Below are 26,445 nucleotides of genomic sequence, written 5' to 3'. Positions count from 1 at the left end.
TCCATATAATAACGTAATGGTTACGATTTGTAAACAGGAATCATTACGGTTCTAATAATTTTTAAAATCGATTAATTTATTTAACTTCATTAGGAAAAGTGAATTAAATCTATTGCGAAATATCAGAAATTAAATTATAGTAATATATAGATGGATAGATAGGAAACTGTCTTTTTATTTAAGTTAAAAATGAATGAGTATTCATTCAACTATGTTTGGAGGTCGAAATATGAAGCATTTAATCAAAAGTGCAGCTGTGCTTGGATCGGGAGTGATGGGGTCTGGAATAGCTGCCCACCTCGCTAATTTGGGAATACCAGTTATGATGCTCGATATCGTACCACGTGAATTGACAAAAGAAGAAGTAGAAAAGGGCCTTACAATGGACCATCCTGTTGTACGGAATCGTATCGCAGCGAACAGTAAAAGGGCTCTGCGTAAACAAAAACCATCTCCAATTACAACGAAGCAGAGTCTCGAACTAATTTCAGTCGGAAATATGGAAGATGACATGAAGAAATTGGCTGATGTTGATTGGGTTATAGAAGTAGTTGTAGAAAACCTGGAAATAAAAAAGAAAGTATTTGCAACGATAGATAACTACCGGACAAAAGGAACAATCGTAAGCTCCAACACCTCAGGTATTTCAGTGGAGGCAATGATAGAAGATTGCTCGGAAGATATGAAGAAGCACTTCCTGGGAACACATTTTTTCAACCCTCCACGCTATCTGAAACTGTTGGAAGTCATACCGACAAAGCATACGGATCCTCAAGTTCTTCGCTTTATGAAGCAATTTGGAGAAGATGTCCTCGGAAAAGGTGTTGTGGAAGCGAAAGATACACCAAATTTTATTGCAAACCGAATTGGCACTTACGGATTGCTTGTAACGGTAAGGGAAATGCAGAAAGGTGGATTCAGTGTAGGAGAAGTTGATTCCGTGACAGGTCCACTTATTGGCAGACCAAAAAGTGCAACATTCCGAACGTTGGACGTTGTCGGATTGGATACATTCAGTCATGTGGCAAAAAATGTTTACGATCAGGTTAATGGGGCTGAAAAAGAAGTATTTGACATTCCGGAGTTCATGAAAAAGATGCTTGATGAAGGCTTGCTTGGAGCAAAAAGCGGCCAAGGGTTTTTCGTGAAAAAAGACCGTGAGATTTATGAATTAAACCCAGAATCAATGGAATACGAGAATCGGAAAAAACTGAAAACAGCTGCAACGGAAATGGCCAAACAAGAAAAAGATTCACGCCATAAAATGAAAGCGCTTGTATCGGCTAAAGGTGATAAGGCCGGTGATTTGGTCTGGTCCATTTTGAAGCCGGTGTTAACGTACTCCGCTGAGCTTCTTTTTGAAATTGCAGATGACGTCGTTTCCATTGACAAGGCAATGAAATGGGGGTTCGGATGGGAGCTTGGACCGTTTGAAACTTGGGATGCGATAGGATTGCGCAGTTCAGTTGAGCGAATGCAGGAAGAGGGAGAGGCTGTTCCAGACTGGGTGCTGGCGATGCTTGAAAATGGTCATGAATCATTTTACAAAACGATCGAAGGCAACACATATTACTACGAAAAGGGTGACTATAAGGAACAGAGATTCAATGAAAAAGAGATTCATATAAAGCGCCTTAAAGAGCTCAATGGTGTAATCAAAAAGAATAGTGGAGCGAGCCTAATCGACATGGGAGATGGTGTTGCACTACTGGAATTCCACTCAAGAAGCAATGCAATCGGTCTTGATATTATCCAAATGGTGAATGATTCCATTGAGGAAGTATCGAAAAACTATGAAGGACTTGTTATTGGGAATCAGGGAAAAAACTTTTGTGTGGGAGCCAACCTAGCAATGATGCTCATGGAAGCACAGGATGATAATTTCTTTGAATTGGATATGGTTGTGCGAAAGTTCCAGAACATGGCGATGGCAATTAAGTATTCCGAGAAACCGGTTGTCGTTGCTCCATTTAACATGACACTTGGTGGCGGAGCCGAGGTTTCCCTGCCGGCAGCTGCGATTCAGGCATCACCGGAAACCTATATGGGGTTGGTTGAATTTGGTGTCGGTCTCATTCCAGGTGGCGGGGGAACAAAGGAGCTCTACTTAAAAGAACTTCGGAATCTCCCACAAGGAGTAGATTTTGATTTAACAAAGGTAGCTAATCATGTTTTTGAAAAAGTTGCCACTGCTAACGTATCGACATCTGCTGCCGAAGCGTTGGAAAATGGCTTCCTTAATAAAAATGACAGAATCAGCGCAAATCCGGATCACCTTTTATATGATGCCAAACAAAGGGTGCTAGCATTGGCGAAATCAGGTTATAAAAAACCAATACGGGAAAAAATCCCGGTTGTTGGTGACTCTGGTTATGCAGCAATGGTGATGGGAGCGAGGACAATGCAATATGGCGGGTATGCATCCCAACACGATGTGAAAATAGCAGAGAAATTAGCATATGTATTATCAGGTGGAAGAATTAAAGAAGGAACGTTCATCGACGAACAGGTCATGCTCGATCTGGAACGTGAAGCATTCCTCAGCCTTATCGCTGAACCGCTGACACAAGCTCGAATGCAGCATATGCTTGTAAAAGGAAAGCCATTACGTAATTAACTAAAAAAGGGGGAGGAAATGTGAAAGAAGCAGTTATTGTAGCAGGTGCCAGAACACCGGTAGGAAAGGCGGCAAAAGGATCCCTATCCAACACAAGGCCTGATGATTTAGCGGCAATTACCATCATGGAAACACTTAAACGTGCAGGTGGATATGACGGCAATATTGATGATGTCATCATAGGATGTGCTACCCCGGAAGCAGAGCAGGGTATGAATATGGCACGTAATGTTGCTGGGTTGGCAGGACTAGGAAATGATGTTCCCGGAATTACCATTAACCGTTATTGTTCATCTGGATTACAAAGTATCGCCTATGCAGCTGAACGTATTATGGTCGGAGCAAGTGATACGATTATTGCGGGCGGAGCTGAATCTATGAGTCTACTACCTATGGGTGGACATGTGCTCAAACCGAATTCGAAATTGGTTGAAAAAGCACCTGGATATTACATGGGAATGGGTCATACTGCCGAGGAAGTAGCTAACCGTTTTGACATTTCAAGAGCTGATCAGGATGCATTTGCTGTCCAAAGTCATCAACGTGCAGCGAAAGCAATAAAAGATGGGAAATTCAATGATGAGATTGTTCCTGTGGAAGTTACCGAGCGTACTGTAGGTAAAGATAACAAGATTGAGGAAAAGCGTTTTCTTTTTGAAATGGATGAAGGAGTTCGACCTGGAACTACAACGGATATCCTTGCAACATTACGCCCTGCATTTCATAGGAAAGGTTCCGTAACAGCAGGAAATGCTTCCCAAATGAGTGATGGTGCGGCTTCAGTACTCGTTATGGATCGTGAAAAAGCCGAAGCTGAAGGGCTGAAGCCATTGCTGAAATTCCGTTCCTTTGCCGTAGCAGGTGTTGAACCGGAAATCATGGGTGTCGGACCGGTTGAAGCTATTCCGAAAGCACTTAGGATTGCAGGACTGGAACTGTCGGATATTGGCTTATTCGAACTGAACGAAGCATTTGCTTCACAATCGTTGCGTGTTATCCAAGCCCTTAATTTGGATATCGATAAAGTAAATGTAAACGGTGGCGCAATAGCGCTAGGGCACCCGCTCGGATGTACCGGCACAAAATTAACACTAACATTGTTACATGAAATGAAACGGAGAAATGAACAATTTGGTGTCGTTACCATGTGTATTGGCGGTGGTATGGGAGCAGCTGGCGTATTTGAATTGCTGTAATGTGGAGAAATAAATTGATTTTTTTGTAATAACACTTCAAGGGTTAAACGAAAATTTCTATAAATGAAAGGGAGATTATCATGAGTGAAACAAAAGAAAAATTAGTTAAAGGTGGGGCATTTTTAATAGAAGATTTGTCTGGTGACGACATTATCACTCCAGAGGATTTCACAGAAGAGCATAAGATGATTGCCAAAACTACGGAAGACTTCATCGTTGGAGAGGTATTACCATTAATCGATAAACTGGAAAACCATGAATTTGATCATTCTGTGCAGCTTCTGAAAAAAGCTGGGGAGCTCGGACTTTTAGGTGCGGATGTTCCAGAACAGTATGGCGGCTTGGCATTAGATAAAATAAGCTCATCCCTAATTACGGAAAAATTCTCCCGAGCTGGGGGTTTTTCAATCAGCCATGGTGGCCATGTAGGTATTGGATCTCTTCCAATTGTATTTTTCGGTAATGATCAGCAAAAGGAAAAATACTTACCAAAATTGGCAACCGGTGAATTACTGGCTGCATATGCATTGACCGAACCAAGCTCAGGATCGGACGCACTTGGAGCAAAAACAACTGCGAAACTTAATGACGCCGGTACCCATTATTTATTGAATGGTGAAAAGCAGTGGATTACGAACTCAGCTTTTGCGGATGTATTCATTGTTTATGCGAAAATTGATGGCGAGCATTTCTCCGCATTTATAGTTGAGCGTGACTTTCCTGGAGTTTCAACAGGTGTAGAAGAAAAGAAAATGGGAATTAAAAGTTCTTCAACCCGTACATTGATCCTGGAGGATGTAGAAGTACCTGTGGAAAATCTTTTAGGAGAAAAGGGACGTGGCCATATTATCGCATTCAATATTCTGAATGTAGGTCGATATAAGCTTGCTGTTGGAAGTGTAGGTGGTTCCAAGCGTGCACTTGAATTGGCTGCCAAATATGTAAATGAGCGCAAGCAATTCAACACCCCAATCTCCAGCTTCACTTTAACACAGGAAAAACTTGCTACGATGGCAGCTAAAATCTACGCAAATGAAAGTGCGGTGTATCGTACGGTAGGATTATTCGAACAGCGTATGGGAGCTTTAAGTGATGAGCAGTTAAAGGATGGCAGAGAAGTTGCCCGTGCAATCGCTGAGTATGCGATTGAGTGTTCCTTGAATAAATATATGGCTACTGAGCTATTGGATTATACTGCTGATGAAGCGGTGCAGCTGCACGGTGGATATGGATTTATGCAGGAATATGAAGTTGAACGGATTTATCGTGATTCAAGAATAAATCGTATTTTTGAAGGAACGAATGAAATAAATCGTTTGCTTGTACCAGGCACACTTCTGAAAAAGGCATTAAAAGGTGAATTGCCATTGTTGCAAAAAGCACAAGGGCTTCAAGAAGAATTACTGATGATGATGCCGGAAGAAGTTGGTACCCAAGCATTGGAGCAGGAGAAATATCTATTACGAAATGCAAAGAAAATGGTCCTGCTTGGAGTGGGGCTGGCTGCACAGAAGTTCGGCAAAAAGTTGGATAGAGAACAGGAAATTCTAGTGAATCTTGCTGATATGACTGCGGAAATATACAATATGGAATCAGCAATTCTCCGTACTGAAAAAGCAATAAGCAATTCAGGAGAAGCAAAAAACAATTTAAAGCTTCTGTATACACAGGTATATGTGCAGGAAGCATTCAATCGAATTGAAGCTGATGCAAAAGAAACATTAATTACTGTCGAAGAAGGAGATACTTTGCGTACGATGCTATCCTCGTTGCGAAAATTGACTCGGCACACACCAATAAATGTTGTTTTGAAAAAACGGGAAATTGCAGCTGAAATTATTAAAGAAGAAAAATACGTCATATAATTTATAATGTCTCTGCCATTTCAGGTAGGGACTTTTTTTCTTTCTGTTTTTAGAAGTCCTTACAATGGAAAATGACTTCTATTTTGGTATAATGAGATAAAATCAAACATCACTTAGTAAGGGTCAAAAAATAATTGTTAGGAGGGAAAATATGGCCTTGACATTTTATTGGTATCCGAATTGCGGTACATGTAAAAATGCAAAGAAATGGTTGGACGAGAACAATATCGATTATTCAAGTGTACATATAGTGAAAGAAACACCATCTGAAAAAGAACTTTTAGATTTGATTGAAAAGAGTGAACTTCCTGCTAAGAAATTTTTCAATACAAGCGGCAAAAAATATCGGGAGTTAAATATGAAAGATAAGATTAAAGATGCAAGTACAGAAGAGATGGCGAAGCTTCTCTCAACAGACGGAATGCTGATCAAGCGCCCGATTGTAACAGATGGGCAAAACGTAACAGTAGGATTCAAAGAAGAAATTTTCGAGGAAAATTGGAAGTAGGGATGATAGGGGCTAGAAAAAAAGCGCAATAGATTGTATAGTAATATGGAATGAATTATTGGAGGGATAACAATGAGCTTACCACAGGGATTATTATATTCGAAAGAACATGAATGGATTAAAAAAGAAGATGGAAAAGTAAGAATTGGAATCACTGATTTCGCACAGGATGAACTTGGTGATATCGTTTTTGTTGAATTACCAGAAGTTGGAGACGAGCTGACAGCAGATGAACCGTTTGGCAGTGTAGAGTCAGTGAAGACTGTTTCCGAATTATACGCTCCAGTCAGCGGCAAAGTTGTTGAAGTGAACGAAGAGCTAGAGGATAGCCCGGAATTTGTAAATGAATCTCCATACGAAAAAGCCTGGATGCTTGTTATTGAAACAACGAATGAATCTGAACTGGAAGAATTGCTGTCCCCTGACCAATATAAAGAATTAATTGAAGGATAATAACCAAATTAGGCTGGCTAACACAACTATTTGTGTATAGTCAGCCTTAACTTTATCATATAATGTAATTAAATAAGCATCTTTCTTGCTTGCATAAGGAGTGCTATGTGATGATAACTACTGAACCGGAGAAAGTAATTATTGTCGAAGGACTGACAGATAAGAAGCAGATTGAGAAGATTATCAACGACAATGTTACGATTGTTTGCACGAATGGTACTATGGGTGTTGAAAAGTTTGATGAATTACTGGAAACATACGAATTGGATGAGAAGGATGTGTTTATTATGGTTGATGAGGATAAACCCGGAATGAAATTACGTAAGCAGCTTGCTCGTGAGCTTCCGCATGCTGAGCATATTTACGTCAGCAGGGAATATCGGGAAGTAGCGGCTACACCGGAAAAAATTCTTGCAACCGCATTACTAAGCAAACATTTTTCCGTCCATCCTATATTTTTATTCTAAGATTTAAGGTGGTTGAAAGTGCAGCAGATTACAGAAGAAACACTCAATCAGGAACGAATGCTCTTATATATTTATACTCCTTTTTGCGGTACATGCAGTGTCGCAAGAGCAATGTTAGAAAAAATTGAGTCGGTGCATGGCGAGGATCTTTTTTATGAAATGAATGCTTCGCTGCATCCTGATTTTATGCAGGAGAACATGGTTGAAAGTGTTCCGTGTCTGTTAATTAAGGAAGGCAATCAGATTAAGGAGAAAATCTATGCCTTCCAATCGACAGGCAATATTTACAGCTATTTGATGAAATATAAACCGGAATTATTTGTTTGAATACTTGGGTGTGATCAAGTTCATCATCGGTGATAGCCTTCGTTGCAGTTAGGCAGATAGGAAAGTTTTCTCCCTTCCTAATCTGCCGAAAAACAATCAAAGAGGCTTTGTGCATTTTTTATTGACATAGGTATAACCTCATGCTAGGATAGTATCACTGATTAAAAATAAATAATTTCTATCTCTTATCTTGAGCGGTGGAGGGACTGGCCCTGCGAAACCGCGGCAACCTTCAAATTTTAATTTGAAAGGTGCCAATTCCTGCAAAGTAGTACTTTGACAGATGGGGGAACGTGAGACTTTTATAATAAGACGTCTTTCTGTTCTCGGACAGATTGGCGTTTTTTGCTGTTTTTTGCAACTAAGTCATTCACCCAAAGGCTTAGGCAGTTGCTAAAGTTTTCAAAAAAATAGGTCGTATCGGTCGATGATGCCACTATGTTATGAGGAGGTTAAAAAGTGATATCGATTGAGGGTTTAAATAAAATCTTTTCGTTAAATAAGAAAAAGATTATAGCCGTTGATGATTTGACGCTTACTATAAAAGAAGGCGAGATATACGGTGTGATTGGATACAGTGGTGCCGGAAAAAGTACCTTTGTTCGTCTGCTTAACAGACTGGAAGAACCCACTTCTGGTAAAGTTACGATCGATAATAGGGAAATTACGTCATTAAATCCAAAACAGTTACGTCTGGCGCGCCAGGAGATTGGAATGATTTTTCAGCACTTCAATTTACTTTGGTCGAGAACGGTTGAAGATAATATTGCTTTTCCATTAGAGATAGCAGGCATTTCCAAAGCAGATCGTTCAAAACGTGTCCAGGAATTGATTGACCTTGTTGGATTAAGTGGACGTGAAAAAGCATACCCATCCCAATTAAGCGGTGGTCAGAAGCAACGTGTAGGAATAGCACGTGCACTTGCGAATAATCCGAAAGTACTGCTTTGTGATGAAGCAACTTCCGCATTGGATCCCGAAACTACCAACTCTATTTTGAACCTATTGGTGGATATTAACCAGAAGTTCGGCCTGACAATTATTCTGATTACCCACGAAATGCATGTCATTCGTAAAATTTGTAATCAAGTGGCCGTCATGGAGCAGGGGAAAATAGTTGAACAGGGAAACGTTCTTGATGTATTCACCCATCCTAAAAAATCAGTAACTAAGAAATTTGTGGAACAGATTATGGGATCAAGTGAAGCGGATGAGGATATATCGAACTTAATAGATAATTATAATGATGGGAAAATTCTTCGTTTGCATTTTCTCGGTGAAACAACGAACCAGGCCCTTATTAGCAAATTGGCAAAAAAGTTCGATGTGGAACTCAATATTCTGCAAGGTAAAATCGTGCAGACACAGGCTGGTGGATATGGGACATTATTCGTTCAGGCTAAAGGGGGTATTGAGGAAATCAATAAGGCCGTTCGCTTTATTCAGGAAGAAACCTCAGTAGAAGTGGAGGTTATTCGTGATGCTAACTGAGTTATTTCCAAACATTAAGTTGGACAACCTCCTGGAAGCAACCTATGAAACGTTTTACATGACAATCTTGGCATTAATCGGGACATGTATTTTAGGAATCATTTTAGGTTTATTGCTCTATCTGACTGCAAAAGAAGGTATATGGCAAAATAAATATATTAATTTAATCGTAGCCGCTTTTGTAAATATATTTCGTGCAATACCTTTTATTATCCTGATTTTATTGTTATTCCCGTTTACCGATTTTCTGATTGGCACAATAAGGGGTCCAAATGCAGCACTGCCTGCACTGATTATTGGCTCTGCCCCGTTCTATGGCAGACTTGTTGAGATTGCATTAAAGGAAGTAGATAAGGGAGTTGTCGAGGCAGCCAAATCAATGGGGGCAAAAACAAGTACCATTATTTTCAAGGTTCTTATACCTGAATCAATGCCTGCACTTGTCTCTGGACTGACAGTTACTGCGATTGCGTTAATCGGTTATACGGCAATGGCCGGGGTGATTGGAGCAGGTGGACTTGGTAACTATGCATATTATTTCGGATTCCAACGCCGAGACTTCGATACCGTGTTTTTCTGTACAGTGATTATTGTAATTATCGTATTTATTTTCCAATTTATTGGGGACTTTATTACTAACAAAATGGATAAAAGATAAGTAAATTCATGTGTAAATAGGCCATTTACCTATTTTAACTATATATTAATAAAGAAGGAGAGAAAAGCATGAAAAAAATTCTAGGATTATTAACATTAGCATTTGTATTACTATTGGCTGCCTGTGGGGGAGGCAATACAGATACAGGAAGTGAAGAGGGAACAACGGAAGGAACAGAAGAAACAACGGAGATTACAGTAGGAGCTTCAAGTGTTCCACATGCTGAAATTTTGGAAGAAGCACAATCGTTACTAGAAGAACAAGGGATTACATTAACTATTGAAGAATATCAGGATTATGTATTTCCGAATGATGACCTGGCAAGTGGGGAGCTGGATGCTAACTATTTTCAGCATATCCCATATTTGAACCAAACAGTGGCTGACACTGGCTATGAAATTGAATCCCTTGGTGGTATTCATGTAGAACCAATGGGCGTATATTCTCAAAATATAACGAGTATTGATGAGATTCCAGATGGTACAGAAGTAATCTTGAGCAATTCTGTTGCAGATCACGGCAGAATCCTGTCTTTGTTTGAAGCGGAAGGATTACTTACACTTGAAGAAGGTGTCGAGAAATCAGAGGCAACAATGGAAGACATCGCAGATAACCCTAAAAACTTAAGCTTTTCACCGGATTATGATCCAGCATTTTTGCCGGAATACTATAATTCAGAAGAAGATGCTCTTGTTGTCATCAATACAAACTATGCAATCGAAGCTGATTTGAACCCACTGGAAGATGCGTTGTTTATTGAAGGCGAAGAATCCGAATACGTGAATGTGATTGCTGTTAAATCTGAAGATAAAGATAATGTAGCACTGAATACATTGGTTGAAGTTCTCCAATCAGAAGAAATTCAAAACTTTATTATTGAAAACTATGCTGGTGCAGTTGTGCCAGTAGGCGGAGACAGCTAATAATTTTAAATGTTGAGGATTTCAAAGGATTTGCTAGTTAATCAATCGTATTGTATGGTGCGAGCCGATTGACGGTTGTAATGGGGAAATAAATAGTTTTATCCTTGAAAAGAGGTTTATATCCGTTTTGTGAAGGGAATCGTCCTTGTGTTAACATGATTATTGTAAAACACTCGAAAGGATGGTTCACTATCAATAGTGGAATTGACTTGAAGTATACCTCTGAAATGGAAAAAGGGATGTCGCAATCCCGTCACATGAGCTATGAAGAGTACGGAAGAAAATTTGAAAAACGTATTGAGGTTGAAAAGCAACGAGAAGAGGAATATAAAGAAGCGAAAATGTTAGCTTCAGAACTAGATAGTCAATTGCCAAAATAAAAAATGAATGCTGATGTTCTATTAATAGAGCATCAGTGTTTTTTTGTTTGCATGTCAGAAAGTTAACCTTACCTACCTGCAAAATTGCAACGAAGGTATTAGCCTTTTATTTTCTAATATAGGAAAAACGAGTAGAATAAAAAAAATAGGAGAAGTTCTTATTAAAGAGTCCTCCATTTTCAATTAGAGAACATGTGAAAACTCTTAAAAAATGCCATTTTACTGCTAATCTAAAAGAGTTGATTATTAATTTGAAATGCTTTAAGATTGTAATGAGAATAAATTGAGAATGGATGTAAATTCATTTGAAATCTAGAAAATACAGTATTTGGAGGTATGTTTTATGTCAGGATCAGTTTTAGAAATTAAAAATCTTCATGTATCCATTGAAGACAAAGAGATATTAAAAGGTGTAAACCTTACGATAAAAGGTGGAGAATTCCATGCCATCATGGGACCGAACGGAACTGGTAAATCCACTCTTGCTTCAGCGATCATGGGTCATCCAAAATATGAAGTTACAGAAGGAAGCATTCTTCTTGATGGGGAAGACGTTCTTGAAATGGAAGTTGATGAACGTGCCCGCGCCGGTCTTTTCCTTGCAATGCAATACCCAAGTGAAATAAGCGGTGTCACTACTTCTGACTTCCTGCGTTCTGCAATCAATGCACGTCGCGAAGAAGGCGATGAGGTTTCATTAATGAAATTCATTAAACAATTGGATAAAGATCTTGATTTCCTTGAAATTGACCAAAGCATGGCTACACGTTATCTTAATGAAGGATTCTCAGGCGGGGAGAAAAAGCGTAACGAGATTCTTCAATTGATGCAATTAAAACCAGCGATTGCGATTCTGGATGAAATTGACTCCGGACTGGATATAGATGCCCTTAAAGTTGTTTCCAATGGGATTAACAAAATGCGAAATGATAATTTCGGTTGTTTGATTATTACGCACTACCAACGTCTACTAAACTACATTACACCTGATTTCGTACATGTAATGATGCAAGGACGAGTTGTTAAGTCAGGTGGACCTGAACTTGCGAAGCGTCTTGAAGCAGAAGGTTATGAGTGGATTAAAGAAGAACTGGGTATCGAAGACGAAACAGTTGAACAAAACGCGTAACGTTAGGAGGGGTAATATGACTGTAGAAACTAAGCTTCCATTTGATAAAGATTATATAGAGCAATTCTCCAAAGATCGTAATGAACCACAATGGATGAAATCGTTGCGCCTTAACGCTTTGGAACTTGCAAATACACTTGATATGCCAAAACCGGATAAAACAAAAATCGGTAATTGGAATTTCAGTAATTTCAAACATGAATTTTCAGAAGGAGATGCAGTTTCTTCTGTAAAAGATTTGCCGAAAGAATTACAGGCATATTTTGACGAAGAGAACACAGCTGAGAATCTTTTGATTCAGCGTAATCATTCTGTAGCATACAATACATTAAATGAAGATCTCAAAAATAAAGGCGTCATTTTTACGGATATCTTTACAGCGATGAACGACCACAGTGATCTTGTTGAAAAGTATTATATGAAAGATGCTGTATCTGTTGATCAAAACCGTTTGACAGCACTTCATACAGCTTTAATGAACGGTGGGATATTTATTTACATCCCTAAAAATGTTCATGTTGAAGCGCCGTTACAAGCTATATTCTGGCAGGAAGATGCTCAAACAGCTTTATTCAACCATGTACTTTTGGTAGCAGAAGAAGGAAGTGCACTTACTTATGTGGAAAACTATATTTCCCATAATGATGAGCAGCAAACAGTTGCAAATGTCATAACCGAAGTATTTGCACATGACAATGCACAGGTTGCATATGGTGCAGTTGATAACTTTGCAGCCGGTACAACAACATACATCAATCGTCGTGGAGTTGCTCATCGTGATGCAAAGATCAACTGGGCGTTGGGACAAATGAATGATGGTAATACCGTTTCTGAAAATATCACTTATCTGATTGGTGACAATTCAAAATCAGAGGCAAAAGCTGTTACTGTTGGACGTGGGAAGCAAACACAGAACTTTACATCAAGCATACGCCAATATGGAAAAGCGACAGATGGCTATATTCTGCAACGTGGTGTTATGAAAGGCAGTGCAACAACTATTTTCAATGCAATTGGAAAAATCGAACATGGTGGGTCCAAGTCTAACTCCGAGCAAGAATCACGTGTACTTATGTTAAGTGAAAAAGCCCGTGGTGATGCTAACCCAATTCTTTTGATTGATGAAGATGATGTAACCGCTGGTCATGCAGCTTCTGTTGGACGTGTAGATCCGTTACAAATGTACTATCTGATGAGCCGCGGACTGAAAAAGGAAGAAGCAGAACGCCTTGTAATTCACGGTTTCCTTGATCCGGTCGTATCCCAAATCCCTATTGAGTCAGTAAGAAAACAATTGACTCAAGTCATTGAAAGGAAAGTTAATTGATGGATGTCAAAGCCATTAAAGAACAGTTTCCGATCTTAAATCAGGAAGTAAATGGCCATCCGTTAGTATATCTTGACTCATCAGCTACATCCCAAAAACCGGTGTCTGTTATTGAAGCAATCAATAAGTATTATCGTGAGGATAATTCGAACGTACACCGTGGTGTCCACACGCTGGGTACCCGTGCTACAGATAAATATGAAGGTGCCCGTGAAAAGGTCCGTAATTTTATCAATGCGAAGAGCACAGCTGAAGTTATCTTTACCCGTGGTACAACTACCGCAATTAATACAATTGCAACCAGTTATGGACGCAACAAACTAAAAGCTGGGGATGAAATTGTGATAACCCCTATGGAACATCACAGTAATATCATCCCTTGGCAGCAGGCTGCAAAAGCATCTGGTGCAACATTAAAATATATCCCATTGCAAAGTGATGGCACCATTACATTGGACGATGTCCGTGAAACGGTGACGGATAATACGAAAATTGTAGCAATAACACATGTTTCTAATGTACTTGGTACCATTAATCCTATCAAGGAAATTGCCAAAATTGCACATGATCATGGTGCAGTCATTGTTATTGATGGTGCGCAAGGTGCCCCGCATATTCAGGTTGATGTTGTGGAACTGGACTGCGATTTCTATGCTTTCTCGGGACATAAAATGTGTGGCCCGACCGGGATCGGGGTATTGTATGGTAAAAGGGCACTTCTGGAAGATATGGAACCAGTGGAATTCGGTGGAGAAATGATTGATTTCGTAAATCTTTATGATTCAACATGGAAAGAACTGCCATGGAAATTTGAAGGCGGAACACCAATCATCGCAGGAGCCATCGGACTTGGAGCAGCAATTGACTTTCTTCAAGAAGTTGGCCAGGATAACATTTTGGAACATGAACAAAAATTAGCAGATTATGCAATGGAGCAATTACGCACAATAGATGGTATGACAATCTATGGTCCAGAAAAACGTGCAGGACTTGTTACTTTTAATATAGATGATGTTCATCCGCATGATACAGCGACAGTACTCGATTCATTTGGGATTGCAGTACGTGCTGGACATCATTGTGCACAACCATTGATGAAATGGCTGGAAGTATCTGCAACTGCACGTGCAAGCTTCTATCTTTATAATACAAATGAAGATATTGATAATCTTGTGGATGGACTGTTAAAAACAAAGGAGTATTTTGGCAATGGCTTTAAATAACCTTGATACACTTTACCGACAAGTAATTATGGATCATTATAAGAATCCAAAAAACCGCGGAAATATTGTTGATGGTGATGCCGTGACAATAGATATGAATAACCCGACCTGTGGTGACCGGATCCAACTGCAAATGCAAGTTGAAGATGGTATTGTCAAAGATGCCAAATTTGACGGAGAAGGTTGCTCAATCAGTATGTCATCTGCTTCCATGATGACAGAGGCAATTAAAGGAAAAAAAGTGGAAGATGCAATTAACATGTCCCATACTTTTTCTGATATGATGCTTGGAAAAGATATTGACACAGAAAAATTTGATTTGGAAGATATTGAAGCACTACAAGGTGTTTCTAAATTTCCAGCAAGAATTAAATGTGCCACTTTAGCTTGGAAGGCTATGGAAAAAGGTGTAAACGAAGACTAAGGTATATTTTTTAAAAAAATACCAATAGGAGGTTTTATAAATGGCTAAGAATATGCCGGAAATCGATGAATATAAATATGGTTTTTCTGATAAAGATGTCTCTGTTTTTCGTACGGAAAGAGGCTTAACAAAGAAAGTCGTCGAAGAAATCTCCAAATTGAAAGAAGAACCACAGTGGATGCTGGATTATCGCCTGAAAGCTCTTGAGCATTTCTATAAGCGCCCAATGCCACAATGGGGTGGGGATCTTACTGGTTTGGACTTTGATGAGATCATTTATTATGTAAAACCATCTGAAAAACAAGGAACAACTTGGGATGAAGTTCCTGCAGAAATCAAGCAGACATTTGATAAGCTTGGAATTCCTGAAGCAGAACAAAAATATTTGGCTGGTGTATCAGCACAATACGAATCGGAAGTTGTATACCATAGCTTGAAACAAGATTTATCAGATTTGGGTATCCTATTTACAGATACAGATACTGCATTGCGAGAACATGAAGATCTCTTTAGAGAATACTTTGGTAAAATAATTCCTTATTCGGATAATAAATTCTCTGCTCTTAACTCTGCTGTATGGTCTGGTGGATCATTCATCTATGTTCCAAAAGGTGTTCAAACAACTACACCATTACAAGCATACTTCCGTATTAACTCTGAAAATATGGGGCAATTTGAGAGAACATTGATTATCGTTGACGAAGGTGCATCTGTTCACTATGTAGAAGGTTGTACAGCACCAGTGTATACAACAAACTCACTTCACAGTGCAGTTGTTGAGATTATTGTTAAGAAAGATGCATATTGCCGTTATACAACGATTCAAAACTGGGCAAACAATGTGTATAACCTAGTAACGAAACGTGCAGTATGTGATGAGAATGCAACGATGGAATGGATTGATGGTAACATCGGTTCTAAATTAACAATGAAATACCCTGCCATCCTCCTAAGAGGTGAAGGTGCTCGTGGTAATACGCTTTCTATCGCTATAGCAGGTAAAGGACAAATGCAGGATGCAGGAGCTAAAATGCACCACCTGGCACCAAACACATCATCCACAATTGTTTCGAAATCCATCTCTAAACAAGGTGGGAAAGTATCGTATCGTGGACTTGTTCATTTCGGACGTAAAGCAGATGGCGCACGTGCAAACATTGAATGTGATACGTTACTCATGGATAACGAATCGTTCTCCGATACAATTCCATACAATGAAATTCTGAATGATAACATTTCATTGGAACACGAAGCGAAAGTTTCCAAAGTTTCTGAAGAGCAATTATTCTACCTGATGAGTAGAGGATTGACGGAAGAAGAAGCAACAGAAATGATCGTCATGGGCTTCATTGAGCCATTCACAAAAGAACTTCCAATGGAATATGCAGTAGAAATGAACCGTCTGATTAAGTTTGAGATGGAAGGTTCAATCGGTTAAGTATAACTTCAAAACCTCAAATCGGTAATTCCGGTTTGAGGTTTTTTGATGTAAATTCGACAAAATTCGGGGAGTGACAGGCACCGGTTTGTGATAAGATAGGTATTAGTATATAGAGGATGGTAGGGATTAGTTTGGTTATTTTAATGTGCTTGGTTATTGGGGTTATTACCGCGTTTGTCGGATCGATGATGGGACTGGGTGGAGGGATTATTCTGGTTCCCGCTTTGTTGTTTATGAGTTCTATTTCAGAAGGGTTTGCCTGGGCAACCCCACAGGCAATCGTTGGTATTTCTTTAATAACGATGGTAGTTACCGCATTATCTTCCACCTTGGCTTATGCCAAAGGGAAAAGGGTAGATTATAAAACGGGATTTCTTTTTTTGATTGGAAGTATCCCTGGTGGCGTACTTGGTTCCTGGCTAAATCAATTTATTGATTCTCAGTCATTTTTAATGTATTTTGGTATATTAATGATAGGAATATCGTTATTATTTTTTATTAAAAGACAACCTTCCAGTAAGCAGCGATTTACTGGAGATGAACGAGGTGTCCGCACATTTGAACTTTACGGGGAAACCTTCCGTTACCGTGTCTCTATTCCGATTGCATTTATATTATCATTACTAGTAGGAACGTTATCCGGTTTGTTTGGAATTGGCGGCGGTTCGATTATGGTGCCGGCAATGATTTTACTTTTCGGATTTCCTGCACATGTGGCAACCGCTACATCGATGTTTATGATTTTCTTTGTAAGTATTGTAGGCGCCAGTACGCATATTGCACTCGGACATATCGCCTGGGCATATGTGCTTTTCTTTATACCTGGATCATGGATTGGTGGTAGACTTGGAGCGAAGGTAAATCAAATGTTGCCTGGGAAGACATTGGAATTAGCATTGCGGGTATTGCTTGTTTTTATCGGTTTGCGGATGATATATCAAGGGTTATCCTAAGGAGTTATCAATATGGAAGAAAAACTTTATTTTTATTATACCAATGATTTACATAGTAATTTTGAGCAGTGGCCCCGGGTTACTGGATTTTTGAAAGAGAAAAAGGCTCTCCGTAAAAGAAGGGGAGAATCAAGTTGGATAATTGATATTGGAGATCATGTGGACCGTTCTCATCCCATTACGGAAGCCTCTATGGGCAAGTCTAATATACAGCTATTAAACGATGCCAAGTACGATTTTGTAACCATTGGAAACAATGAAGGGATCACACTATCCCATAAAGATTTATATCATCTTTATGATGAGGCTGATTTTCAAGTTGTCTGTGCGAACCTAAACAGTACAGATAACATACAGCCTTCTTGGCTTAATGAGAAAATTAAAATTGAATCGGTTAATGGAATCAAAATAGGCTTGATTGGGCTGACCGCTCCATTCAATGCTTTTTATAATTTGCTGGACTGGCATATTTCATCAGAGTTTGATGCACTGGATAAACACCTTGCCGAGTTGAAAAAATCTGTTGATATCATTATCGTGATGTCACACCTTGGTATCAGTGTTGATCAGGAAATTGCAAGAAGGTATGATGATATCGATGTCATTATTGGCGGTCATACCCATCACCTGTTGAGAAACGGTGAATATCTAAATAATACCGTCATAACAGCTGCAGGAAAGCATTGCTCGTTTATTGGAGAAGTCATTTTAACCTGGGATCATGATCAGAAGCGTCTTGTCAAAAAAGAGGCTTTTACGACCGATATTACGAATGCTACCAAAGATGTAGAAACAGAGCAGCAGTTGAATGCGTTACAGAAAGAAGCTGATGATTTGCTGGGGGAAACAGTAGTTCATATGGAGCAGCCGCTTGAAGTGAGTTGGTTTACGGAAACCCCGCTTATGCAGGAATTGACGAACACCATTAAACAGTGGACCAATGCAGATGCTGCTATGTTGAATTCAGGCTTGCTGCTGGATGGATTGCCGGCCGGTGATGTCACCTATGGAGATATACATCGAATCTGCCCACACCCAATAAATCCTGTTGTTGTTGACTTAAAAGGGGGCGAATTGATTGAGGTAATTCGTGCATCATTGTCAAAGGATTTTATGGAACTGAAACTGAAAGGATTTGGTTTTCGCGGGGAATTACTTGGAAGAATGATGTTTTCCGGACTGACTGTTGAGACTGCTTTTCACAAAAATGGCGGAGAATATGTAAAGCAGGTTTTGCTCGATAATGGAAAGCAGGTAGATCCTGATCATACGTATTATATTGCTACTGCAGATACATTTACATTTGGCAGGCTATTACCTGAAGTAGCCAAATCGGATACAAAGCATTATTATGTACCTGAATTACTCCGTGACCTACTTGCAACTACATTACGCCGTAAATTCTCTTCATGAATGTATTTGCAAGATGATCTGTGACACGTTGCCCCCTCTTTGCATACAAATATAAGGTGAAATGTGAAGGGGGCAGTCATAATTATGATTACGATAAATCCGCTTGAAGTAGATGGTATGATCTTTACGGCCATTAGTGTAGAGCTTCCAAAAACTACATTGTTAACGATATCGAATGACATCGGCTATATTATGTGTGCGGCATTAGACGTTGATATCTTTAATGAAATTCCGAAACTAAAGGAACGGAACGTCATAGCAGGCCGTGCAGTTGGTGTACGTACCATCGATGAATTGCTGAATGCACCATTGGAAAAAATCACGGATGCTTCAAAAGCATATGGATGGGAACCTGGTATGACAGGAAAAGATGCCTTACTAAAAATATCGTGAACATGATAAATGTCTTCCGCTTGGGAGGCATTTTTTCTGTTGTTGGAAATCTGCATGCAGTTTCTGTTTAATTAGTAAATTGGTTATTTGTGCTAATAATTGTAATATTTTCATAGCATATCTTTACAATTTCTGATACTATTTAATAAGAACAAGGCCTCTTCTACACAGGTAGGATAGTATAAAATTTACTTATCTGTATAAGTGCCTAAAGGATTCGCCGAAAGGCTCAGGCAAAAAAATCCTTCGTTTTTTAATTGAATCATGTCGATGTTAGGGGATCATTATGAAACTTGCGAGTACGAAATCAATCAAACCGGGAACAATTCTTGCGCAATCCATCTATAACGAAAACGGTGTTGTACTGTTGGCAAAGGGTATGTCTTTAACAACACAAATCATCAAAAGACTGCTTGAGCAAGGAATTACATACATATATATTGAAGATATACATACGAAAGATATTTATCCGGAATCACTTATACCCGATAATCTTCGCAGAGAAGCTACGAAAACAATTAAAAATGTATTTAAGCAAATCAAAAAAGATGGCATGATGGAAAAATCGTATATATTAGATAAAAAGAATAAGGATCTTGGAAACGTGGTAGAACAGATTCTTAAGGAAATACAGACTAATGAGAAGTCATTGACATTGCTTTCCGACATTTTCATTTCCGATGATTATGTTTTTCAGCATTCTCTTAATGTAGCCATCTACTCTCTTGCAATAGGAGTTCAGCTAAAATACCCACAAAAGGCTTTAGTAGAGATAGGTGTTGGGGCTATGCTACATGATGTTGGGAAAATCTTTATTGATCCTGATATTTTGCATAAACCCAACCGGCTGACAGATCAAGAGTTTGAAATTATTAAAAGTCATACACAAATTGGGTATGATTATCTTAGAAAACATTCGGGCATCTCTTCTGTAATTGCCCATTGTGCCTATCAGCATCATGAACGGCTTGATGGTTCAGGTTATCCTCGCGGCATATCTGAAAAAGATATGCTACCATATGCTAAACTGATTGGGATTGCAGATGTATTCGACGCTGTAACAAGCAATCGCGTATACAGGGATGCAATGCTTCCTCATGAAGGATTGGAAATTCTATATGCGGGTGCAATGAGCCTTTTCGATAAAGAAATGGTAGAAGCATTCAAGAAGAGCATCGCTGTATATCCGGAAGGTCTAGCTGTAGAATTGAGTGATGGAAGACAAGGAATTGTTATTAGACAAAACGAGGAACTATGTGATCGCCCTGTATTGAGAATTATTAAAGAGAACGGAAAAGACGTGGACGAGATTTATGAACTCAACCTAGGAAATGTTGTCAACATAACCATTACCGCCGTTCTGACAGATATTTAGTAAACAAATGTCATACAAATCATTAATTAGTCTAACCCCCTTAGAACAAGCATAAATTGTTCTTGAGGGGGTTTTTGGATTGAGGCATAAAAAGCGTTATCGAAAAAAATTCGCATCACCTCCAGGAAGTAATATTATGATGATTACGCTAGTAATATTTGTATGCTGTGTAGGATTCAGTATATGGATTATCGATAAGCGAATTGAACCGGTGCTCATGCAAATCGGCGAAGTGAAGACAGATGAATTTGCAACGCGTGCAATCAATTCCGCTGTTAGATTCGCTGAAGAGTACAACTTTGAGGATGTATTGAATATAACCTATGATAACGAGGGACACGTTGCGACGTATGGTTGGAACCCATCTGCAGTCAGCGAAATCAATCGCGTGGCGACCGACAGAGTTGAAGAGTTCTTCAAAAATGTAAATAGAGGAGACCCAATTACTTATGATTATTCACTTCATGATCCGTATGATTATGAAGAAGGAGCCAGAGGGCGTGTAGAACAGGATCCCACCTTGGTTGAAGTACCGCTAGGGCAAGTTACAGGCAATACTGTTCTGGCCAACTTGGGTCCAAAAATTCCAATTAATCTAGGCTTAGTAGGAAGTGTACGGACAAATATTGTACGGGATGAGGAAGAGTTTGGCATCAATGGTACTTGGGTTTCGCTCTTTGTCAATGTAGAGGCTGATGTACAAATTGTCATACCGTTTACGACGGAAGTTAAAACCGTACATACGGAAATCTATATTGACGGAGGAGCTATTTTTGGCAAAGTACCGGAATTTTACAGTGGCGATGGTGGTGGACCGTCAATCGCTGTCCCTAAAGAGGACTTGCAGAATAACTAAGAATCTTGTATAGTAATCGTATAATTAAATATTAAACCTTATCAGATCGGTGAGGTAGAGGCGCAAACAAGATGAGTAATCAACCGGAGGATGACAACTGGGATGGTTGATAAAAGGATTGTTTGCCGAAGCGTAATAAGGGTCAGTCTTATTATTGCTGGTACATTTTTGAACAAAGGATGGACTGTCATGCAAAATCTATGCATGGAGAACTACTGATCGAAATGGAGGATAACGTATATTGTAAAAACAATGATAGGTTATTTTCTATCGTTGTTTTTTTGTGTGTAAAAATAACGTATGCTCGTATACTAGCATTTCGTACTCAAGTAAGTTCGCCTGACGTCCATTCCAAAAAAAATTGGAGGTAACATTATGGAAGGCACAATTTTTTCATTAATTCCCGCACTGCTTATGTTGGTGCTTGTAATGCTTACAAGAAAAGTATTACTATCCTTAGGTGCAGGAATTATCGTTGGGGCATTATTTATTCATGATTTTAATATTATCGCTTCCGTTTCAGAAATTTGGACGGTTTTTTATGAAATTTTTGTTTCTGAAGGGGCTTTAAATACAGGAAATCTACTATTACTAGGATTTTTAATATTATTAGGGATGATGACAGCATTCCTGCAGGCATCCGGCGGAAGCAGGGCGTTTGGAGAATGGATGATGAAACGCATCAAAACTCGCACAGGTGCGCAGATCATGACAAGTGTATTAGGCTTAATCATATTCATTGATGATTACTTCAATAGCTTGGCTGTCGGACAAATTGCAAGACCTTTGACAGATAGACATAAAATTTCCCGGGCAAAGCTTGCCTACATTATTGACTCCACTTCTGCACCAGTGACCGTCATTTCACCAATTTCAAGCTGGGGAGCTTATATTATAGGAATTCTTGGTGGATTATTTGCAGCGAATGGAATTACAGATATTCAGCCACTAACGGCATTTATTCAAATGATCCCCCTTAATTTATATGCCTTTTCAGCGATTTTGCTTGTGTTCATGGTTGCTTATTTGAAACTGGATATCGGGCCAATGCGCAAGCACGAGAAACGGGCAATGGAGACAGGTGCCTTATTGGATCCTGAACAGGATAAGGTTCCTGGTGACCTAAGTGATGCGTTTACCCCGCATAAAGCAGGAAAAATTTATCATTTAATACTACCAATTATCGTATTGGTAGTTGGAACAGTTTTGTCAATGGTTGTCACAGGTGCAAATGCAAGTGAAGGTACGATAACGATTTTAACTATATTTGCCAATACGGATGTTAACTTATCATTAGTTATCGGTGGAGTTCTGGCTGTTCTAACATCCCTGATATTCCATTTTGGATTAAGTACCCCGAAAGCAAATATCGGAAAAATAGTTGGGGAAGGTACGAAAACAATGCTGCCTGCCATTTATATACTTATATTGGCATGGATGATTGGTTCAATCATTGGTACCCTTGAAACAGGTGCATATTTAGCGGGAATCTTTGAAAATGCATCAATCAGTTCTACGATGCTACCAGTTCTTTTCTTCATCATTGCGGGATTTATGGCCCTTGCAACGGGAACATCCTGGGGAACATTCGGGATCATGCTGCCGATTGCAGCAGAAGTAGCAGCTGTTTCAAACATCGAAATGCTTCTGCCTTCATTGGCTGCTGTACTGGCAGGTGCTGTTTTTGGAGATCATTGTACGCCAATATCAGATACAACAATTCTTTCATCAACAGGTGCGGGTGCTAACCATATCGATCACGTATTAACACAGTTACCTTATGCACTCATTGCAGCTGGTGTGGCTGTTGTTGGCTATCTGCTAGTTGGTCTCACGAATATGGTAATTATTCCATTGCTTGTATCTCTTGGACTTGTCGTAATTATTGGTTTTTCAATAAGTTACTATTTAAAATCACAAGGTAATAATGCGTAAAACAGTAAAAGTAATCTTTCATCATAATTGGTGGAAGGTTATTTTTTTGCGAGTAAGATAGTGTGTGAATAGTCGAATTAAATGAAAATTTAAATATTATTTTGACATAGGATAAAAGTACCGTTATAATACAAGCATAAATATGTGAAAAAAATAAATATTTAAAACATTCCTTCTTACTATTAAACATAAGAATAGATAGTAGAAAGGAAAACAAAGGAGGGCTATACATGGAAGGACGTTCTCAGTGGGGGACAAGAGCTGGTTTTATTTTGGCAGCTGTCGGTTCTGCAGTAGGTTTAGGTAATATTTGGCGTTTTCCGACAGTTGCCTTTGAAAATGGTGGGGGCGCATTTTTTATTCCGTATTTATTTGCTTTGTTAACTGCGGGGATACCGATATTGATTATGGAATTTACAATGGGCCATAAGTATCGAGGATCCGCACCATTAACGTTCAAAAGAATGAACAGGAAAACAGAATGGCTGGGCTGGTGGGGAGTACTAGTAGCATTTGTCATCTCCACGTACTATTCAGTAATCATTGCTTGGGCACTATCTTATTCGGTCTTTTCATTTAATTTGGGCTGGGGTCAAGACACAGAAGGATTCTTGTTTGCAGATTATTTAAATCTTACAGTTGATCCGGGACAAATCGGAAACTTGGTTCCTGGCGTACTTATTCCATTAATTCTTGTTTGGGCTATCGTACTGGCTATACTGTTTAAAGGTGTTAGAAGGGGTATCGAAATTGCAAATAGGATTTTTATTCCTACATTAGTAATTATTTTTCTTATAATTGTTATATTTTCCCTGACATTACCTGGTGCAATAACAGGAGTGGATGCATTCTTTGCACCTGACTTCAGTAAAATACTCAACGCGGATGTATGGGTTGCAGCTTACGGACAGATATTCTTCAGTTTATCGATTGCATTTGCAATCATGATTACGTACGCCAGTTATTTGCCGAAAAAGTCGGATATAACGAACAATGCTTTTATTGTTGGGCTTGGAAACTCCAGTTTTGAATTGCTTGCAGGTATTGGAGTGTTCGCTATTTTAGGCTTCATGGCATTTACTGCTGGTGTTGGTGTTGATGAAGTAGTGGCTGGTGGTGTTGGTCTGGCTTTTGTAGTCTTTCCTGCCATTATCAATGAATTTCCATTCCTGAATGAATTTTTTGGATTCCTATTCTTTGCTTCGCTCGTATTAGCGGGATTAAGCTCTTTAATTTCAATTATTGAAACATATGTCGCTGGATTAGTTGATAAATTTAATATTAGCAGAGGAAAAGCGGTAATTTTCGGTGGTGGTTTTGCTGCAGTGATTTCATTGCTTTTTGCTACACAAGGAGGACTTTTCTTCCTGGACGCAGCAGATTACTTCATTAACCAATTTGGTGTCGCGTTAGTCGGTTTAATCGAAGTTATCATGATTGCATGGATATTGCGGGAAATGAAGGGACTGCAATCATACGCAAACGAAATATCGGATATTCGATTAGGTTCATGGTGGACCATTTGTTTGAGTATTGTTACACCGATTGTCCTGGGTTATATGATGTTTGGATTATTCAAACAGAACTTGTTGAAAGAATTTGATACCGGTACAGGAAACTATGAAGGATATACGGATACATTTATTATGTTTGGTGGATGGGCCGTCGCAGGAGCCGCTTTATTGATTGGTATTTTACTATCACTTTCAAAATGGAGAACTTCGGATACAGTCGAAGAAGAAACTCAAAAGACTGGGGAGGCAAAATAGATGAGTGGTGGAGCGATTTTTGTAATGATCATCGGTATGATTATTATTTGGGGAGGACTTGGAGCAAGCATCTGGTATGCTTTAAGAAATCAAAAGAAGCAAAGTAAAAATTAAAGCAAACTTGGTTGTCACTGATACGCTTGGTGACAACCAAGTTTTTTTAGAGATAAGAAAGTATAAAATTTTGGCAGCAATTAATTCTTACACCTAAACGGCCGCTTCCAACTCCGGTTCCTAGAAACTCCCTTGCTTATGCGAGCGTTTCTAACCCGTCACCTCCGATTTCGTACGTCCAACGCAAGCTAGTCGGCGGTGTAGAAGACCCTCGCGATTTTGTTCTTAGTCCTTATTTCTTGCCATGCGTTCCCATTTTACTAAATATGGGTAGGGGTCAAAAGACCATTCACTATAACCGTTATCCTTGTACATTCCATAATGCAGATGTGGAGGGAATTTCCCTGATGTGCCTGGTGGACCATAGCCTGTTGAACCGACACTTCCAATCACATCTCCGGGTTTTACTACCTGACCTACTTTTATTTCGTCACTGAATCCGCTCATATGGGCATAATAATGGTAGATGTTAAAGATATCTCGTATACCAACCCGCCATCCACCATAAAGATTCCAGCCCATCATTTCAATTACTCCATAGGTGGTGGATTTAACTGGAACACCATACCCAGCAAAAATATCAGTTCCTTCATGTATACGTAGTCCTCCAAAACCTCTTCGATCCCCCCATGTATTACGGTAGCTATAATTATGCTGAATGGAGACAGGAAAATCCCTGTCAGTTAGATTTATATCACCAAATGTTTGAAACACTTTTGCCGTATTCATAATCGTCTGAACGGTTAAATCTCTTTTATAGTGATTCCAAAGTGCAATTTTAATATCATCTCTGTCAGGGCCATATTCCAGAAGAATCATCGCCATTGTATACAGCACATCTTCCGCATTTTCCGGGTCGGCAACGCCATCCCCATTCCCATCTTTTCCTTTACCATTAAATGTGTCGATGAGAGCTATGTCCTTCATAAAAGAGCTATTACCTGGTCCAAACCATAATTCAGGTGGGATTTCTATGGAAATCACCTGCTCGGGCTCATCACTGTTTTTAATATTTCGTTCATAATTATCAATTGCAGCAAAATAATACCATGGAATTTGGGTAAGTGCTTCCGTTTTTTTAAAGAGAGCCATTCGTTCATCGTAAATATCTTCTGCCTCTTCTTCAGCTTGAATACTATATGGCTGTATGAAAATAAACATAAAAATAAAACAACTAAAGGCTAATCGAAAGAACATTATCTCACCTC

General features: G+C 39.2%; 25 protein-coding genes and 2 riboswitches. Of the genes, 24 read left to right on the top strand and 1 reads right to left on the bottom strand.

What is annotated here, in order from left to right:
• Positions 1–229 precede the first annotated feature (229 nt).
• From MN204_RS11430 to MN204_RS11315, 24 genes are all read left to right on the top strand, one after another.
• Positions 230–2,617: a 3-hydroxyacyl-CoA dehydrogenase/enoyl-CoA hydratase family protein gene (locus tag MN204_RS11430; protein WP_249871207.1), complete on the top strand. Its 2,388-nt coding sequence runs from the start codon at positions 230–232 to the stop codon at positions 2,615–2,617.
• A 20-nt stretch (positions 2,618–2,637) separates the two neighbouring features.
• Positions 2,638–3,813: an acetyl-CoA C-acetyltransferase gene (locus MN204_RS11425; RefSeq protein ID WP_249871206.1), complete on the top strand. Its 1,176-nt coding sequence runs from the start codon at positions 2,638–2,640 to the stop codon at positions 3,811–3,813.
• Between the two features lie 80 nt (positions 3,814–3,893).
• Positions 3,894–5,678: an acyl-CoA dehydrogenase FadE gene (locus MN204_RS11420; RefSeq protein WP_249871205.1), complete on the top strand. Its 1,785-nt coding sequence runs from the start codon at positions 3,894–3,896 to the stop codon at positions 5,676–5,678.
• Positions 5,679–5,829: 151 nt separating this feature from the next.
• On the top strand, positions 5,830–6,186 hold the full coding sequence (locus MN204_RS11415; protein ID WP_249871204.1) for an arsenate reductase family protein: 357 nt from the start codon (positions 5,830–5,832) through the stop codon (positions 6,184–6,186).
• Between the two features lie 72 nt (positions 6,187–6,258).
• Positions 6,259–6,639 carry a glycine cleavage system protein GcvH gene (gene gcvH, locus MN204_RS11410; RefSeq protein WP_249871203.1) on the top strand — a complete coding sequence of 127 codons (381 nt, stop codon included), beginning with the start codon at positions 6,259–6,261 and terminating at the stop codon, positions 6,637–6,639.
• 110 nt (positions 6,640–6,749) lie between these two features.
• Positions 6,750–7,106, top strand: a complete 357-nt coding sequence (locus tag MN204_RS11405; protein WP_249871202.1) for a toprim domain-containing protein — start codon at positions 6,750–6,752, stop codon at positions 7,104–7,106.
• A gap of 18 nt (positions 7,107–7,124) precedes the next feature.
• Positions 7,125–7,433 (top strand): thioredoxin family protein, encoded by a 309-nt coding sequence (locus tag MN204_RS11400; RefSeq protein WP_368858665.1) that lies wholly within the window; start codon positions 7,125–7,127, stop codon positions 7,431–7,433.
• 182 nt (positions 7,434–7,615) lie between these two features.
• Positions 7,616–7,723: riboswitch (SAM riboswitch) on the top strand.
• 169 nt (positions 7,724–7,892) lie between these two features.
• The gene (locus MN204_RS11395; RefSeq protein ID WP_249871201.1) at positions 7,893–8,924 is read left to right on the top strand and encodes a methionine ABC transporter ATP-binding protein; all 1,032 of its coding nucleotides are present in this window, start codon (positions 7,893–7,895) and stop codon (positions 8,922–8,924) included.
• Entirely contained in the window at positions 8,914–9,582 is a 669-nt protein-coding gene (locus MN204_RS11390; RefSeq protein WP_249871200.1) for a methionine ABC transporter permease, read from the top strand. Before MN204_RS11395 ends, MN204_RS11390 begins: the two co-directional genes overlap by 11 nt.
• A 68-nt stretch (positions 9,583–9,650) precedes the next feature.
• Positions 9,651–10,505, top strand: a complete 855-nt coding sequence (locus MN204_RS11385) for a MetQ/NlpA family ABC transporter substrate-binding protein (protein ID WP_249871199.1) — start codon at positions 9,651–9,653, stop codon at positions 10,503–10,505.
• A 209-nt stretch (positions 10,506–10,714) separates the two neighbouring features.
• Positions 10,715–10,885 carry a YuzK family famiily protein gene (locus MN204_RS11380; protein WP_249871359.1) on the top strand — a complete coding sequence of 57 codons (171 nt, stop codon included), beginning with the start codon at positions 10,715–10,717 and terminating at the stop codon, positions 10,883–10,885.
• Positions 10,886–11,228: 343 nt separating this feature from the next.
• Positions 11,229–12,014, top strand: a complete 786-nt coding sequence (gene sufC / locus MN204_RS11375; RefSeq protein WP_249871198.1) for a Fe-S cluster assembly ATPase SufC — start codon at positions 11,229–11,231, stop codon at positions 12,012–12,014.
• A 16-nt stretch (positions 12,015–12,030) separates the two neighbouring features.
• Entirely contained in the window at positions 12,031–13,341 is a 1,311-nt protein-coding gene (gene sufD, locus MN204_RS11370; protein WP_249871197.1) for a Fe-S cluster assembly protein SufD, read from the top strand.
• A complete protein-coding gene (locus MN204_RS11365) occupies positions 13,341–14,564 on the top strand; it encodes a cysteine desulfurase (protein WP_249871196.1) in 1,224 nt (407 codons plus the stop codon). The genes sufD and MN204_RS11365 overlap by 1 nt, the downstream gene beginning before the upstream one ends.
• Positions 14,551–14,988: a Fe-S cluster assembly sulfur transfer protein SufU gene (gene sufU / locus MN204_RS11360; protein WP_249871195.1), complete on the top strand. Its 438-nt coding sequence runs from the start codon at positions 14,551–14,553 to the stop codon at positions 14,986–14,988. The genes MN204_RS11365 and sufU overlap by 14 nt, the downstream gene beginning before the upstream one ends.
• 40 nt (positions 14,989–15,028) lie before the next feature.
• Positions 15,029–16,426, top strand: a complete 1,398-nt coding sequence (gene sufB / locus MN204_RS11355) for a Fe-S cluster assembly protein SufB (protein WP_249871194.1) — start codon at positions 15,029–15,031, stop codon at positions 16,424–16,426.
• 134 nt (positions 16,427–16,560) lie between these two features.
• A complete protein-coding gene (locus tag MN204_RS11350) occupies positions 16,561–17,382 on the top strand; it encodes a sulfite exporter TauE/SafE family protein (RefSeq protein ID WP_249871193.1) in 822 nt (273 codons plus the stop codon).
• Between the two features lie 12 nt (positions 17,383–17,394).
• Entirely contained in the window at positions 17,395–18,795 is a 1,401-nt protein-coding gene (locus MN204_RS11345) for a bifunctional metallophosphatase/5'-nucleotidase (RefSeq protein WP_249871192.1), read from the top strand.
• Positions 18,796–18,879: 84 nt separating this feature from the next.
• Positions 18,880–19,188 (top strand): YunC family protein, encoded by a 309-nt coding sequence (locus MN204_RS11340; protein WP_249871191.1) that lies wholly within the window; start codon positions 18,880–18,882, stop codon positions 19,186–19,188.
• 286 nt (positions 19,189–19,474) lie between these two features.
• Positions 19,475–20,563 carry an HD-GYP domain-containing protein gene (locus MN204_RS11335; RefSeq protein WP_249871190.1) on the top strand — a complete coding sequence of 363 codons (1,089 nt, stop codon included), beginning with the start codon at positions 19,475–19,477 and terminating at the stop codon, positions 20,561–20,563.
• Positions 20,564–20,642: 79 nt separating this feature from the next.
• Positions 20,643–21,419 carry a sporulation protein YunB gene (gene yunB, locus MN204_RS11330; RefSeq protein WP_249871189.1) on the top strand — a complete coding sequence of 259 codons (777 nt, stop codon included), beginning with the start codon at positions 20,643–20,645 and terminating at the stop codon, positions 21,417–21,419.
• 47 nt (positions 21,420–21,466) lie between these two features.
• A riboswitch (Lysine riboswitch) is annotated at positions 21,467–21,642 on the top strand.
• Between the two features lie 152 nt (positions 21,643–21,794).
• Complete coding sequence (locus MN204_RS11325; RefSeq protein ID WP_249871188.1) at positions 21,795–23,354, top strand: Na+/H+ antiporter NhaC family protein; 1,560 nt, start codon at positions 21,795–21,797, stop codon at positions 23,352–23,354.
• 230 nt (positions 23,355–23,584) lie between these two features.
• A complete protein-coding gene (locus MN204_RS11320) occupies positions 23,585–25,123 on the top strand; it encodes a sodium-dependent transporter (protein ID WP_249871187.1) in 1,539 nt (512 codons plus the stop codon).
• On the top strand, positions 25,124–25,237 hold the full coding sequence (locus MN204_RS11315; protein ID WP_249871186.1) for a methionine/alanine import family NSS transporter small subunit: 114 nt from the start codon (positions 25,124–25,126) through the stop codon (positions 25,235–25,237).
• Between the two features lie 225 nt (positions 25,238–25,462).
• On the opposite strand, the gene MN204_RS11310 is transcribed toward MN204_RS11315, so the two are convergent.
• On the bottom strand, positions 25,463–26,434 hold the full coding sequence (locus MN204_RS11310; protein ID WP_306798678.1) for a M23 family metallopeptidase: 972 nt from the start codon (positions 26,432–26,434) through the stop codon (positions 25,463–25,465).
• Between the last annotated feature and the right edge of the window lie 11 nt (positions 26,435–26,445).

The organism is Oceanobacillus saliphilus, from assembly GCF_023522835.1.
GTDB classification, from domain to species: domain Bacteria; phylum Bacillota; class Bacilli; order Bacillales; family Amphibacillaceae; genus Oceanobacillus; species Oceanobacillus saliphilus.
This window is presented reverse-complemented; position numbering and strand designations above follow the sequence as displayed.